This is a genomic window from Brevundimonas sp., assembly GCF_041648615.1.
Taxonomy (GTDB): Bacteria; Pseudomonadota; Alphaproteobacteria; order Caulobacterales; family Caulobacteraceae; genus Brevundimonas.
Map to the genome: position 1 here is coordinate 216097 of NZ_JBAZOS010000001.1, position 13123 is coordinate 229219.

Genomic DNA, 13123 nt, shown 5'->3' on the forward strand with positions numbered 1-13123 from the left:
GCGGTCGGCAAACCGGGCGCGGGCGTCTAGAAGAGGGCCGCACACCGGAGCCGCCCCATGCATCTCGCCCGCTTTCCCCGCGTCCGCCTGGCCCATCTGCCCACGCCGCTCGAGCCCCTGCCGCGGCTGAGCGAGGCGCTGGGGGTCGAGATCTGGATCAAGCGCGACGACTGCACGGGTCTGGCCGGCGGCGGCAACAAGACCCGCAAGCTGGAATTCCTGCTGGGCGACGCGATGGAGCAGGGGGCCGACACCCTGGTGACCCAGGGCGCGGTGCAGTCCAACCATGTGCGCCAGACGGCGGCGGCCGCCGCCGCGCACGGCTTCGCCTGCGAGGTCATTCTGGAAGAGCGGACCGGCTCGAAGGCCATCGACTATACGCACAACGGCAACGTCCTGATGGACCGGCTGTTCGGCGCGGGCATCCGCACCGTGGCGGGCGGAAGCGACATGCCGGCCGAGCTGGAAAAGACGGCGGCCGAGGTCCGGGCGCGGGGCGGCAAACCCTATATCATCCCCGGCGGCGGCTCGAACCCGGTGGGCGCCCTGGGCTATGTCGACTGCGCCCGCGAGATCGTGGTCCAGGCCGATGAGCTGGACATGCAGGTCGACCGGATCATCACCGCCACGGGCAGCGCCGGAACCCATGCCGGCTTGGTGGCCGGGCTGGCGGTGATGGGGGCGGACATCCCGGTGCTGGGCATCGGCGTGCGGGCGCCGAAGGCGAAGCAGGAAGAGAATGTGCTCAAACTGGCGCGCGAGACGGCGGCCCTGCTGGGGCGGCCCGAGGCGGTGACGGCGGCGATGGTGGTGGCCGACTGCGACTATGTGGGCGCGGGCTACGGCCTGGTCGACGCGGCGGTGATCGAGGCGTTGAAGCTGGCGGCGCGGACGGACGCCATCGTGCTGGACCCGGTCTATACGGGCAAGGCGATGAAGGGGCTGATCGCCCTGGCCAAGGCGGGCCGGTTCGAGAACGAGACGGTGGTGTTCCTGCACACCGGCGGGGCGCAGGGGCTGTTCGGCTATCAGGGGGAGATCGAGGGGGCGCTGTAGGGGGCTTGTCGTCCCGGACGCCGCGAAGCGGCGATCCGGGACGGTTGAGGGCGCGAATGTCGCCCTCCCGGAAGCTGCGTCAGCGGCTATCCGGGAGACAATCCAGGACACGGCGCAGCGGCCACCTTTCTTCCGGACCATCACGTTGCGATTTCCGGGAGTGCTGACCCCGCAGAGCGCTTCGTCCCGGCTCTCCGCTTCGCTTCGGCCGGGATGACAAGCGAGCGATCCAAATCTGGCGGGCCTTGGACCTTGCCTCCGCCGTCCCATGCGAGGGCCGTCGTGGCCCGTGACCTGATCCGGGAGACTCTCTCGTCGCCGGGCCGGCCGCGGTCCGCCCGGCATGGCCTTTTATGACGGTTTCCGCGCATAAGGACGTTTGACCGTCCGCCGGGCGCGGCGGCGAGGAGTTCAAGGATACGATGGGCAAGGTATTGGGCGTTCTGGGCGGCATGGGGCCGGCGGCGACGGTGGCCTTTCTGGCGCGCGTGCAGGCGCTGACGCCGGCGCAGGGCGATCAGGATCACATCCGCATCATCGCCGACATCAATCCGCAGGTGCCGGACCGCAACCGCCAGCCCGACGCCGCCGAGGCGATGCTGGGGCAGATGGCGATGCGGCTGCGCGACGCGGGGGCCCAGGTTCTGTGCATGCCCTGCAACACCGCCCACGCCCAGGCGGCGGGCATCCGCAAGGTCGGGCCGCCCTTCATCGACATGATCGCCGAGACCACCGAGGTCGCCGCGGCCGGCGGGGCGAAGAAGATCGGCGTCCTGGCCACGCCGGGCGGCGAGGCGCTGTACGCCCGCGCGCTGCAGGGCAAGGGCGTCAAGATCGTGCGGCTGGCCGGACCGGCGCGCGAGGCCTTCATGTCCTGCGTCCACGCGGTGAAACGCGGCGATCTGGGCGAGGCCCCGCGCGCCGAGATGCGGCGACTGGCGGCGACCCTGGTCGCGGCCGGGGCCGAGGCGGTGATCGCGGGATGCACCGAGGTGCCTCTGCTGCTGGGGGCCGGGGACGTGTCCGTGCCGCTGGTGGATTCCGCCGAGGTGCTGGCCCAGGTCTGCGTCGAGCGCTGCAAATAACCGTCCGGGAGTTGCCTAAGCCCGCGACCCGCTTCAAAGCCTCCCGGTGAACAAGCAAGCCCTCATCATCGATTGCGATCCCGGCGTGGACGACGCCGTGGCGCTGATGCTCGCCTTCGGGTCGAGCGAACTGGATCTGCTGGCCGTGACCACGGTGGGCGGGAATGCGCCGCTGGCCAAGACGACGCGCAATGCGCGGATGCTGCGCCAGATCGCCGGGCGTGAGGACGTGCCCGTGCACGCCGGCGCCGAGCGGCCGTTGCGGCGCAAGCCCGCCGGCGCGGGCGCGTTTCATGGCGACGAGGGGCTGGGCTCCCTGACGCCGTTCGAGCCGGCGAAGACGGTGGCGGACGGGCATGGCGTGGACGCCATCCTCAATGCGGTGAATGCGCGCGAGCCGGGGACGGTGGCGCTGGCGGTGCTGGGGCCGATGACCAATCTGGCCCTGGCGCTGCGCCGGGAGCCGATGCTGGCGCGGCGGCTGGGGCCGGTGGCGATCATGGGCGGGGCGCGCGGCGAGGGCGGCAACATCACGCCGTCGGCCGAGTTCAACGTCTGGGCCGATCCGGAAGCGGCCGATGAGGTGCTGCGCAGCGGCCTGCCGGTGACGCTGTTCGGCCTCGACGCGACGCATCAGGTGCGGGCGACCGAAGACCGGATCGCGACGATCGCGGCCCTCGGCACGGCGTCGGCCGAAACGGCCGCGGCGATGATGCGGTTCTCGCAGACGGTCGAGCGCGAGATCGTCGGCGGCGACGCGCCGCCGGTGCATGACGTGTGCCCTGTGGCCTGGCTGGCGCGGCCGGATCTGTTCGGTCTCAGGCCGTGCCGGATCGCCGTCGAGACCCAGAGCGAGCTGACGCGCGGGCATACGGCGGTCGAGTTCCGCGTCGATCCGGACACGGCGCCGCACCGCTGGGCCGTATCCGCCGACGCCGACGGGGTGTTCGCCCTGGTCGCGGAGGCGCTGCGGTGAGGATCGCCGTCGTCGGCTCGATCAATCTGGATTTCGTGGCCAGCGCCCCGTCGCTGCCGCGTCCCGGCGAGACGGTGACGGGTGCGACCCTGGCGCGGCATCCGGGCGGCAAGGGCGCCAACCAGGCGCTGGCGGCGCGACGGCTGGGGGCGGATGTCGGCCTGACCGGCCGCGTCGGCGACGACGAGATGTCAGGCGCGGCCCTGGCCCTGCTGATGGCCCACGGCGTCGATCTGTCAGAGGTCGAGAGCGACCTCGCCGAGCCGACCGGCGTGGCCCTGATCGCCGTCGACGATACGGGCGAGAACCAGATCGTGGTCTGCGCCGGGGCCAATCATCGGGTCACGCCCGAACAGCTGCCGGCGCGGATCGACTGTCCGCTGATCGTGCAGCTGGAGTTGCCGATCGCCACCGTCGAGGCGGCGGTGGGGCGGGCGACCGAGTTCGTCTGCGTCAACCTGGCTCCGGCCGCGCCGGTGTCGGACCAGCTGTTGCGGCGCGCCGACCTGCTGGTGGTCAATGAAACGGAGGCCGCCTTCTACGGCGACCTGCTGCACAACGGCGGCGGGCGGGTGGTGGTGACCGAGGGGGCGAAGGGCGCGGTCATGTTCCAGCGCGGTCAGGAGCTGGCGCGGGCGACGCCGCCGAAGGTCACGGCCGTGGACGCGACGGGGGCGGGCGACGCCTTCGTCGGCGCCATCTGCGTGGCCCTGCTGGAAGGCATGCCGGCGGAAGAGGCGCTGCGCTTCGCCTGCGCCGCGGGCGCGATCGCGGCGACCCGGCCCGGGGCCCAGCCGTCGCTGCCGACGCGGGCCGAGGTCGAGGCGATCCTGGGTCCGGCGCGCGACCTCTAGCGCGAGGCGCGGAAGGCGGCGATCGCGTCGACCGTCTTGCGGACATTGGCCTCGATGCCGGCCCAGTCGCCGGCCTTGACCGCCGCGTCGGTGACCAGTCTGGAGCCCATGCCGGCGGCGACGATGCCGGCGCCGAACCACTTCGCGATGCTGGCCGCGTCGGGATCGACGCCGCCCGTCGGCATGATCTTCGTCCAGGGCATGGGACCCAGCACCGCCTTGACGAAGTCCGGGCCGCCGACGCTGGCGCCGGGGAACAGTTTGACGATGTCGCAGCCCAGTTCGTGCGCCTGGCCGATCTCGGTGACCGAGCCGCAGCCCGGGAAATACGCCGTCATGCGCCGGTTGCAGACGCGGGCGACCTCGGGGACGAGGCAGGGGCTGACGACGAAGCGCGCGCCACGGTTCAGATAGAGGCTGGCCGTGCCCGCATCGACGACAGAACCGATGCCGAGGATGATGTCCGGATCGGTCCGCTGCAGTTCGCGGGCGATGTCGCCGAACAGGTCGCAGGCGAAGTCGCCGCGGTTGGTGAACTCGATCACGGGCGCGCCGCCGCGGGCGCAGGCGCGGATCACGTTCAGGCTGACCTGTGGATCGGGATGATAGAAGACCGGGGCCACGCCCTGGGACTCAAGAGCGGTCAGGACGGCGAGACGGTCGTGGCGCATTTCAGTCTCCGCTCATCCGGACGAGCGCCGGGCCGACGCCGGGGTGACCGTCGAGCCCGGTGATCCGACCTGCATATCCCACCAAGGCTTCGATGCAAGAGAACCGGCGCGGTTTTCAGTCTTTGTCGTCGCCCTTCGGGCAGCCCGGGAGCGGCGTCTCTCCCCCAACGCGCGGACCCGGGTTGACAAACGCCGGTTCTGATATGAATATGAATTCATATTCAACTATGGAGGCCCGCCATGAGCCCCGTTTCCATCTCATCCGCCGCGTCGGCCCCGAAAGCGGGAGGGCGCCGGCTGGCCGCCCTCCAGGTCGTGGCGATGGCCGTTCTTGTTTTCGCCGTATCCGTCCCCTTCTCACCAAGCGACGTGGTCGGGGCGGGATACGGACCCAAACTGGCCCTGCTGGGCCGGATGTTGCTGCTGGTCGCGGCGGCCGCCTGGATGATGCGCGCCGCCGGCCGTCGATGGTCGGATGTCGGCCTGCGCGCGACGCGGCGCTGGTGGGTCATTCCGCTGGCGGTGGTCGCCGGCTACCTGGCGCTCGGCGCCCTGGCGGGTGCGATGCAGACGGTGATCCTGCCGACCCTGGGGTTGGCCGCGCCCGACCTGTCCGCCTTCGCCGCCCTGAGGGGCGACTTGTCCGAGTATTTGTTCTGGGCCGTGCCGGTCGCCCTCGGTTCAGCCGCCATCGGCGAGGAACTGGTGGCGCGGGGCTTCCTGAACGACCGCATCGCGACCTTGCTGGGCGGAGCCGCGCCGAACGGTTTGGTCGTCTTCGCAGCCGTGATCCTGCAAGGCGCCCTGTTCGGCGCCTGTCATGCCTACCAAGGGCTGGGAGGAGCGTTGCTGACCGGGTCGGCGGGAATCGTCATAGGCTTGGTATGGCTGTGGAGCGGTCGGAACCTCTGGTCCGCGATCCTTCTGCACGGACTGGTGGACTTCGTCGGTATGACCGCCTTCTATTCCGGAGTTGTCGGAGGGGCCTCTTGACCATCGAGCCGGAAGGACCGCGGCCCCCGCGCCAGAAGCGAAGCGAGGCCACGCTGGCGCGCATCCTCGATGCCGCCAGGGCTCTGCTCGCGACGCGGGACCTGGACGACATCACAGTCGAGGATATCGCGCGAGAAGCCGGAGTCTCGGTCGGAACGCTCTACACGCGGTTCAAGAGCAAGGACGAGTTGCTGACCCATCTGCTGGATGCGACCCAGAGAGGGCAGGTGCAACAGCTGGCCGAAGTGCTGGCGGCGGAGCGCTGGACGGGGGTCGACCTGGCCGCACGGCTGGCCTGGCTGGTCGAGACCCTGCAGGCCAGCGCGCGGTCCAATCCGGGGCTGATCCGGGCCGTGTTCGGGCGGCTGTTGTCGCAATCGGCCGCGCTGAACGCCGGACCGGCGGCTCTGAATGCGCGGAGCGTAGCGCTGATCTCCGACTGGTTGCTGGCTGCGGAGGACGGGGTCAGGGCTCCCGACCCAGCGACCGCGGCGGCGACCACCACGGCCTGGCTGTCCTACTCGGTGCACATGGCGATGTTGTACAGCTTCGCCTTTCCCGGTCAGGACGGGGAGGCGGTGGCGCGTGAACTGCAACGGGCCGCGCTGGCGGCGTTGAGGCCGGACTCCGGCGCATAGGTCAGTGGGGGCGGTCCATGATCCCCCTCATCAGCCCGCGCTCCCACTGGACACCGGGTCATTTCGGGTTCCGGAACCGGGGAAAGCGCTCAGGCCGTCTGCCGCCTGGCGCCGCAGAGGTCGCAGAACTCACGCCCCGACACCCGGCGGTCAGGCCGCCAGCGATGGCGGCGGCAGCGAAGCTGACGGAAGAACTTTCGAAAAGCGCGAAACATTGAGCTCTACAAGACGCAACCGGGCCGCGCGGGAGTGCTGGCCAACCGCGCTATCACAATCATTCGCCGTCCTGGTCAAGCGATGAATTCGGGATGAAGAGCGATGAATCGCCGCCGGCGACGCTTTGGGCCTGTCGCGGGCGGCGACCGGTGTCAGGCGCCGGACCGGGCCAGGTCGGCGATCCGCTTCACCAGCGCGCTGTCCGCGTCGAAGAGCGGGTCCAGCACGGTGAAATGGTTCAGGCCGGGCAGGGCCTGGTAGCGGGTTTCGACCCCGCTGGCGGCCCAATGGTCGGCCATCATGCGCGACTGGCGCAGGAACTCCGGGCTTTCTTCGCCGCCGACGATGCAATCGAGGACCGTGCCGCCCGGGGTCGAGCCGTTGGGGACGGGCCAGAAGAGCGGCGACAGGGCGGCCGCCTCGCGCTCGTCGAGGTCGAGGGCGATGTTCAGCGAGGTCGGGATCAGGGGGCGCAGGTCGAAGACGCCGCTGATGGCGACGGCGGCGGAAGCGCGGCCTTCCGACAGCATGCAGGCCGCCATATGCCCGCCGGCGGAATGGCCGAAGACCAGGGGGCGAACGCCGGAGCGGGCGCGGACCGTGTCCACCGCCGCGCGCACCTGACGCAGGATGGGGCCGAGGCGGACAGCGGGGGCGAGATCGTAGGACGGGATGGCCAGGCTGACGCCGTGGGCGAGGAAGGCGGGGGCGAGGCCGCTGAACCAGTCCTTGTCCAGCGCCTGCCAGTAGCCGCCGTGCAGGAAGACGGCGACGGGCGCGTCGGGTCCGGCGTCGAACAGGTCCATGACCTCGCGCTCGCCCTTGCCGTAGGCGATCCCGACCGGCGGACAGGCGGCGCGGGCCGCTTCGGCGGTCTCACGCCACCCGGCCATGACGGCCGGATGATCGGGCACGCGGGCGCGGTTGTTGTATTCGGCCTCGAGGTCGATCTCGCCTGTCACGAATCCATCCGCTACACACCTCCCAACCCCGGAAGGACCGCCGCCATGATGACCGCCATCTTCGTCTTCATCAAATGCGAGCTGGGCCACGCCAACGACGTGGCGGCCGACATGGTCGACAATGTCGAATACGTCTCGGAGGTCTATTCGACCTCGGGCCAGTACGACCTGCTGGCCAAGTTCCAGCTGCCGAAGGAGATGGACATCGGCACCTTCGTGACCAAGTCGGTGCAGACCCGGGCCAACATCCGCGACACCTTCACGGTGATCACCTTCTCGCCGTTCCTGCCGGGCGGGGGCTGACGCAGCGTCACCCGTGAATCGCTGATAACGTCGCCGGACGGAGGCCGACATGACCGATCTTGAGACTTTTCGCGCGGAGACCCGCGACTGGCTGGAGGCGAACTGCCCGGCCGAATGCCGTGGGCCGGTCGAGAGCGACGAGGCCCGGGTGTGGGGCGGGCGCAAGGCCGAATTCCCCACCCCCGCGCACAAGGCCTGGCTGGAGCGGATGGGCGCGCGCGGCTGGACCGCCCCGGAATGGCCGGCCGAATACGGCGGCGGCGGACTGAGCCGCGAACAGGCCAAGGTGCTGGCGTCGGAGATGCGACGCATCGACGCCCAGTCGCCGCTGGCCAGTTTCGGCGTCTGGATGCTGGGCCCGGCCCTGCTGCAGTTCGGGACCGAGGCGCAGAAGAAGCGGTTCCTGCCCGAGATCGTGCGCGGCGAAATCCGCTGGTGCCAGGGCTATTCCGAGCCGGGCGCGGGGTCCGATCTGGCGGCGATCCAGACGCGGGCCGAGGACCGGGGCGACCACTGGATCGTCAACGGCCAGAAGGTCTGGACCTCCTACGCTGACAAGGCCGACTGGATCTTCTGTCTGGTGCGCACCGACCCGGAGGCGCCCAAGCATCTGGGCATCTCCTTCGTCCTCTTCGACATGGCGACCCAGGGCGTCTCCACCCGGCCGATCACCCTGATTTCGGGCAAGAGCCCGTTCTGCGAGACCTTCTTCGACGACGTGCGGGTCGAGAAGGAAAACCTCGTCGGCACGCTGAACCGCGGCTGGGACGTGGCCAAGGCGCTGCTGGCGCATGAGCGGACCATGATCGGCGCCATGGGCGAGATCGGCGGCGGCCGGCCGTTGGGTCAGGTCGCCACCGGATCGATCGGCGTGGACGATGACGGCCGCCTCGACGAGCCGATGCTCCGTGCACGGATCGCCGAGCTGGAAGTCGACGCCGCCGCCTTCCGTCTGGCCATGGAGCGGACGGGGGATCAGGTGAAGGCCGGGCAGGCGCATCCCGCCATCGCCTCGATGCTGAAATACTACGGCTCCGAGCTGAACAAACGGCGGCACGAGCTGCTGATGGCGGCGGGCGGTTCGGACGCGCTGGAGTGGGAGAGCGACCGGTCGCGCCACGGGGCGGCGGCGCGCGACTGGCTGCGCACCAAGGCCAATTCGATCGAGGGCGGGACCAGCGAGATCCAGCTGAACATCATCGCCAAACACCTGCTGCAACTGCCGGGAGCCTGAGCCCATGCCCCTGATCCTGACCGAAGAGCAGACCATGCTGAAGGCGGCCGCCGACGGCTTCCTCAACGAGCACGCGCCGATCGCCCATCTGCGCAAGCTGCGCGACAGTCAGGACGCCGACGGGGTGTCGCGCGACCTGTGGCGGGCGTTCGGGGAGATGGGGTTCGCGGGGGTCATCATCCCCGAGGAACACGGCGGCTCCGGCCTGGGCGCTGTCGAGGCCGGGGTGATGGCCGAGGCGCTGGGCCGGACGCTGACGCCGTCGCCCTTCCTCGGGACCGGCGTGTTGTCGGCGAAGCTGCTGGTCGAGGGCGGCTCGAACGCGCAGCAGGCGGCGTGGCTGCCCCGCATCGCCGCGGGCGAGGCCATCGTTTCGCTGGCCGTGGACGAGGGGCCCAAGCACGCCCCGTCGCGGATCGCGACCACGGCGGAACGGTCGGGCAACGGCTTCCGGCTGAACGGGGCCAAGGGCTTCGTGCTGGACGGCCATGTGGCGGACGCCCTGATCGTGGCGGCCCGCACGGAGAGCGGCCTGACGCTGTTCCTGGTCGATCCCGGGACGGCGGGCGTCGAGGTCGAGCGCACGGTCATGGTCGATGCGCACAATGCGGCGCGGGTGACGCTGACCGATGTCGAGGTCGATGCGGACGCCGTGATCGGCGCGGTCGACGGCGGCGAGGCCCTGCTGGAAGGGGCGCTGAACCTCGGCCGGGCCTGCGCGGCGGCGTCGCTGAACGGGGCGGGGGATCAGGCCTTCCAGACGACGATGGCCTATCTGCGGACACGCAAGCAGTTCGGCAAGCTGATCGGCGAGTTCCAGGCCCTGCAACACCGCTCGGCCCATCTGTTCAGCGAGATCGAGATCGCCCGGGCGGCGGTGATGGGGGCGCTGACGGCTCTGGACACCGGCCGGGAGAACGCCGGGCTGGTCGTGTCCGTCGCCAAGGCCAAGGCCGGACGCGTCGCCGAACTGGCGGTGCAGGAGGCGGTGCAGATGCACGGCGGCGTCGGCATGACCGATGAGTTCGACGTCGGCCTGTTCATGAAGCGGGTGCGGGTGCTGAACGAGCTGCTGGGCGATGCCGGGTTCCATCAGGAGCGGATGGCGAGGAGCCAGGGATTCTGAAGGAGGCCAGGATGGGCAGGACTGCCGGTATTTTCGCGACTGTGGCGCTGGCGGGTTGTGCAAATGCCCCGGCCGAACCTGTCGATGACATCAGGCCGGCGGTCAGGATCGAATGCCTCCAGCGGCCAAACGCCCCTCGTGACAGGCCGTTCGAACGGTGCAAACTCCTCTCTGTCAGTCCTGATACCCCCGACACCCGTCGACGGGCCGAGCAGCTTGTGGAGAGGCTCCCGGTTTCCGGGCGCCGGCCGCCGGCCGAAGATCTGATCGGGGCGCAGAAAATATGGTTCACCGTCCGGCTGGCTCCGGACGAGCAAGTCTCTGAGGAGACGACGGGTGACGGACCCGACCGGTCCCGCTAAACATCTCCCACGGGAGACAACGCACCATGACGACGCGAACCAACGCGCCCCTCTACCAGTCCGGCTTCGGCAATCACTTCGCGACCGAGGCCGTGCCCGGCGCCCTGCCGGAAGGGCGCAACTCGCCGCAGCGGGCGCCGATGGGGCTGTATGCGGAACAGCTGTCGGGGACGGCCTTCACGGCGCCGCGCAGCGAGAACAGGCGGTCGTGGCTGTACCGGCTGCGGCCCAGCGCCCAGCATCCGGCCTATCAGCCCTTCGCCCAGGGGCGGGTGCGGTCGGGGCCGTTCCAGGATGCGCCGCCGTCGCCGAACCGGATGCGTTGGGACCCTCTGCCCATGCCGGAGGCGCCGACCGACTGGGTCGAGGGTCTGGTCACCTATGGCGGGACCGGCGACGCAGAGGCGCTGTCGGGGATCGGCATCCACCTCTACGCCGCCAACCGGTCGATGACGGACCGGGTGTTCTATTGCGCCGACGGCGAGCTGTTGATCGTGCCGCAAGCGGGCGACCAGGTCTTCGTCACCGAGATGGGGCGGATCGAGGCTCGCCCCGGCGAGATCGTGGTCATCCCGCGCGGCGTGAGGTTCCGGGTCGAGTGTTCCGGGCCGGTCCGCGGCTATGTCTGCGAGAACTACGGGGCGGCCTTCCGCCTGCCGGACCTGGGGCCGATCGGTTCCAACGGCCTGGCCAACCCTCGCGATTTCCAGACGCCGGTGGCCGCCTTCGAGGATATCGACCGGCCGACGGAGTGCGTGCAGAAATACGGCGGGCGGCTGTGGACGACGACCTTCCCGCATTCGCCGCTGGACGTGGTCGGCTGGCACGGCAATTTCGCGCCGTACAAATATGATACCGCCCGGTTCAACACGATCGGCACGGTCAGTTTCGACCATCCGGACCCGTCGATCTTCACGGTCCTGACCTCGCCCAGCGACACGCCGGGCGTGGCCAATTGCGACTTCGTCATCTTCCCGCCGCGCTGGATGGTGGGCGAGGACACCTTCCGGCCGCCGTGGTTCCACCGCAACGTGATGAGCGAGTTCATGGGGCTGGTGACCGGCGAATACGACGCCAAGGAGGGCGGCTTCGCCCCGGGCGGGGCCTCGCTGCACAACTGCATGAGCGGGCACGGGCCGGACCAGGCGAGCTATGACAAGGCCGTCGCGGCGGAGCTGAAGCCGGTGAAGATCGAGGACACCCTGGCCTTCATGTTCGAGACCCGGCTGCCGATCCGGACCACGGAATGGGCGCAAACCAGCCCGACGATGCAGCTCGACTATGACGACGTCTGGACCGGGTTCCAGAAGGGACAGGTGAAATGAAGCGTCTTGTGGTGATCGCGGCCGTCCTTCTGGCCGCCGCCTGCCAGCCGGTCGCGGAGAAGGGCGACCTCGGCTTCGGCCCTGAGCCCGCGCCGGTGGCCGTCTCTGAAAGCGCGGCGGCGGCGGACTGCATCGCCCGCAACGGGACGATGCAGCCGGTCGGCCGGATGCAGACGATGCAGTGCGTCGTCCGCTACGCCGATGCGGGCAAGCGCTGCACCGACAGCGACCAGTGCGCGGGCGAGTGCCGTACGGCCGACGTCACGGCGCGCCCGGCCCAGGGTGCGGCGGTGGCGGGGATCTGTCAGGCCGACAGCAACCGCTTCGGCTGTTTCACCCGCGTCGAGGACGGCAAGGCCGAGGCCACCCTGTGCGTCGACTGACCCTGCATCCGCAGCCAGAGCCGGGCCGTTCCTGAACCATGAGCCTGACCGAGATCGTCGCCCTGCTGGGCCTGAACCTGGCCCTGATCGTCGCGGTGATGCTGGGGCTGTGGCTGGTCGCCCTGCGGCTGAAGGACGTCAGCTTCATCGACGGCGTCTGGCCGCTGGGCATGCTGATGCTGGCGCTGGCGACCTTCCCGCGCACCGACGGCGATCCGATCCGCAAATGGCTGCTGGTCTGGCTGGTCGGGGTGTGGGCGATCCGGCTGGGCTGGCACCTGCTGCGCCGGTGGCGGCGCAACGGCGCCGACGGCCGCTATGTCGAGCTGGTGGAGACCCAGGAGAAGGCCAAGGGCTGGGCGTTCGGCAAGACGGCCCTGCTGTTCGTCTTCCTGCCGCAGGCGGTGCTGGCCTGGCTGACGTCCCTGCCGGTGCAGCTGGGACAGGTCGCCTTCGCCCCGACGGTGGGCTGGATCGGCTGGACCGGGGCGGTCCTGGCGGTGATCGGCATCGGTTTCGAGAGCATCGGCGACGCCCAGCTGGCGGCGTTCAAGAAGGACCCGGCCAACAAGGGCAGGGTGCTGGACACGGGCCTGTGGCGCTGGACCCGGCACCCCAACTATTTCGGCGACGCCTGCGTGTGGTGGGGTCTGTATCTGATCGCCGCCGAGACGGGGCCGGGCGTCTGGGCCATTTTCGGGCCGGTCTTCCTGACCTTCACCCTGACCCGCTGGTCCGGGATCGGCATCACCGAAAAGGCCACGGCGAAATCGAAGCCCGGCTACGAGGACTATGTGCGGCGCACCAGCGCCTTCGTGCCGTGGCCGCCGAAGAAGGTTTGAGGCTGTAGAAGCGGCGGGTGCCCACTACGGCTCCAAGCGGAAGTCCGGTCCCGACCCGTTGCGGACCTTAGTCTACGCGCCGCGCCTGTTCGGCTTG

The 13123-nt window shown here is 70.0% G+C and carries 14 protein-coding genes; 12 read left to right on the forward strand and 2 right to left on the reverse strand.

Annotated features, from left to right (window positions below; all coding sequences use genetic code 11):
- Positions 1–57: 57 nt before the first annotated feature.
- The 4 genes from WC555_RS01065 (at position 58) to WC555_RS01080 (ending at position 3971) form a co-directional block, all read left to right on the forward strand.
- Positions 58–1056 (forward strand): D-cysteine desulfhydrase, encoded by a 999-nt coding sequence (locus WC555_RS01065; RefSeq protein ID WP_373250375.1) that lies wholly within the window; start codon positions 58–60, stop codon positions 1054–1056.
- Between the two features lie 422 nt (positions 1057–1478).
- A complete protein-coding gene (locus WC555_RS01070) occupies positions 1479–2141 on the forward strand; it encodes an aspartate/glutamate racemase family protein (RefSeq protein WP_373250376.1) in 663 nt (220 codons plus the stop codon).
- 46 nt (positions 2142–2187) lie between these two features.
- Positions 2188–3117, forward strand: coding sequence for a nucleoside hydrolase (locus tag WC555_RS01075; protein WP_373250377.1), 930 nt, complete (start codon positions 2188–2190; stop codon positions 3115–3117).
- Entirely contained in the window at positions 3114–3971 is an 858-nt protein-coding gene (locus tag WC555_RS01080; protein WP_373250378.1) for a ribokinase, read from the forward strand. Before WC555_RS01075 ends, WC555_RS01080 begins: the two co-directional genes overlap by 4 nt.
- Here WC555_RS01080 and WC555_RS01085 read toward each other — a convergent pair.
- Positions 3968–4642: a bifunctional 4-hydroxy-2-oxoglutarate aldolase/2-dehydro-3-deoxy-phosphogluconate aldolase gene (locus tag WC555_RS01085; RefSeq protein WP_373250379.1), complete on the reverse strand. Its 675-nt coding sequence runs from the start codon at positions 4640–4642 to the stop codon at positions 3968–3970. The two genes, WC555_RS01080 and WC555_RS01085, sit on opposite strands and share 4 nt — an antisense overlap.
- Positions 4643–4882: 240 nt before the next feature.
- Here WC555_RS01085 and WC555_RS01090 point away from each other — a divergent pair, with 240 nt between their 5' ends.
- Positions 4883–5635 (forward strand): CPBP family intramembrane glutamic endopeptidase, encoded by a 753-nt coding sequence (locus WC555_RS01090; protein WP_373250380.1) that lies wholly within the window; start codon positions 4883–4885, stop codon positions 5633–5635.
- Positions 5632–6273 (forward strand): TetR/AcrR family transcriptional regulator, encoded by a 642-nt coding sequence (locus WC555_RS01095; protein WP_373250382.1) that lies wholly within the window; start codon positions 5632–5634, stop codon positions 6271–6273. The genes WC555_RS01090 and WC555_RS01095 overlap by 4 nt, the downstream gene beginning before the upstream one ends.
- A 368-nt stretch (positions 6274–6641) precedes the next feature.
- Here the strand turns inward: WC555_RS01095 and WC555_RS01100 are convergent, their stop codons facing one another.
- Entirely contained in the window at positions 6642–7451 is an 810-nt protein-coding gene (locus tag WC555_RS01100; RefSeq protein ID WP_373250384.1) for an alpha/beta hydrolase, read from the reverse strand.
- Between the two features lie 45 nt (positions 7452–7496).
- Between WC555_RS01100 and WC555_RS01105 the strand changes: the two genes are divergently transcribed.
- From WC555_RS01105 to WC555_RS01130, 6 genes are all read left to right on the forward strand, one after another.
- On the forward strand, positions 7497–7754 hold the full coding sequence (locus WC555_RS01105) for an Lrp/AsnC family transcriptional regulator (protein WP_056618579.1): 258 nt from the start codon (positions 7497–7499) through the stop codon (positions 7752–7754).
- A gap of 49 nt (positions 7755–7803) precedes the next feature.
- Positions 7804–8988, forward strand: coding sequence for an acyl-CoA dehydrogenase family protein (locus WC555_RS01110; protein WP_373250386.1), 1185 nt, complete (start codon positions 7804–7806; stop codon positions 8986–8988).
- Positions 8989–8992: 4 nt separating this feature from the next.
- Positions 8993–10114: an acyl-CoA dehydrogenase family protein gene (locus WC555_RS01115; protein WP_373250388.1), complete on the forward strand. Its 1122-nt coding sequence runs from the start codon at positions 8993–8995 to the stop codon at positions 10112–10114.
- Between the two features lie 388 nt (positions 10115–10502).
- Complete coding sequence (hmgA, locus tag WC555_RS01120) at positions 10503–11801, forward strand: homogentisate 1,2-dioxygenase (protein WP_373250389.1); 1299 nt, start codon at positions 10503–10505, stop codon at positions 11799–11801.
- Positions 11798–12184 carry a hypothetical protein gene (locus WC555_RS01125; RefSeq protein ID WP_373250391.1) on the forward strand — a complete coding sequence of 129 codons (387 nt, stop codon included), beginning with the start codon at positions 11798–11800 and terminating at the stop codon, positions 12182–12184. The genes hmgA and WC555_RS01125 overlap by 4 nt, the downstream gene beginning before the upstream one ends.
- Before the next feature lie 38 nt (positions 12185–12222).
- The gene (locus tag WC555_RS01130) at positions 12223–13026 is read left to right on the forward strand and encodes a DUF1295 domain-containing protein (RefSeq protein WP_373250393.1); all 804 of its coding nucleotides are present in this window, start codon (positions 12223–12225) and stop codon (positions 13024–13026) included.
- The last annotated feature ends 97 nt before the right edge of the window (positions 13027–13123 follow it).

Excerpts from the sequence above, each read along its gene's own strand:
- WC555_RS01070 (WP_373250376.1), top strand. The coding sequence starts at position 1,479 with ATGGGCAAGGTATTGGGCGTTCTGGGCGGCATGGGGCCGGCGGCGACG.
- WC555_RS01065 (WP_373250375.1), top strand. The coding sequence starts at position 58 with ATGCATCTCGCCCGCTTTCCCCGCGTCCGCCTGGCCCATCTGCCCACG.
- WC555_RS01110 (WP_373250386.1), top strand. The coding sequence starts at position 7,804 with ATGACCGATCTTGAGACTTTTCGCGCGGAGACCCGCGACTGGCTGGAG.
- WC555_RS01130 (WP_373250393.1), top strand. The coding sequence starts at position 12,223 with ATGAGCCTGACCGAGATCGTCGCCCTGCTGGGCCTGAACCTGGCCCTG.
- WC555_RS01115 (WP_373250388.1), top strand. The coding sequence starts at position 8,993 with ATGCCCCTGATCCTGACCGAAGAGCAGACCATGCTGAAGGCGGCCGCC.
- hmgA (WP_373250389.1), top strand. The coding sequence starts at position 10,503 with ATGACGACGCGAACCAACGCGCCCCTCTACCAGTCCGGCTTCGGCAAT.
- WC555_RS01085 (WP_373250379.1), bottom strand. The coding sequence starts at position 4,642 with ATGCGCCACGACCGTCTCGCCGTCCTGACCGCTCTTGAGTCCCAGGGC.
- WC555_RS01090 (WP_373250380.1), top strand. The coding sequence starts at position 4,883 with ATGAGCCCCGTTTCCATCTCATCCGCCGCGTCGGCCCCGAAAGCGGGA.
- WC555_RS01105 (WP_056618579.1), top strand. The coding sequence starts at position 7,497 with ATGATGACCGCCATCTTCGTCTTCATCAAATGCGAGCTGGGCCACGCC.
- WC555_RS01125 (WP_373250391.1), top strand. The coding sequence starts at position 11,798 with ATGAAGCGTCTTGTGGTGATCGCGGCCGTCCTTCTGGCCGCCGCCTGC.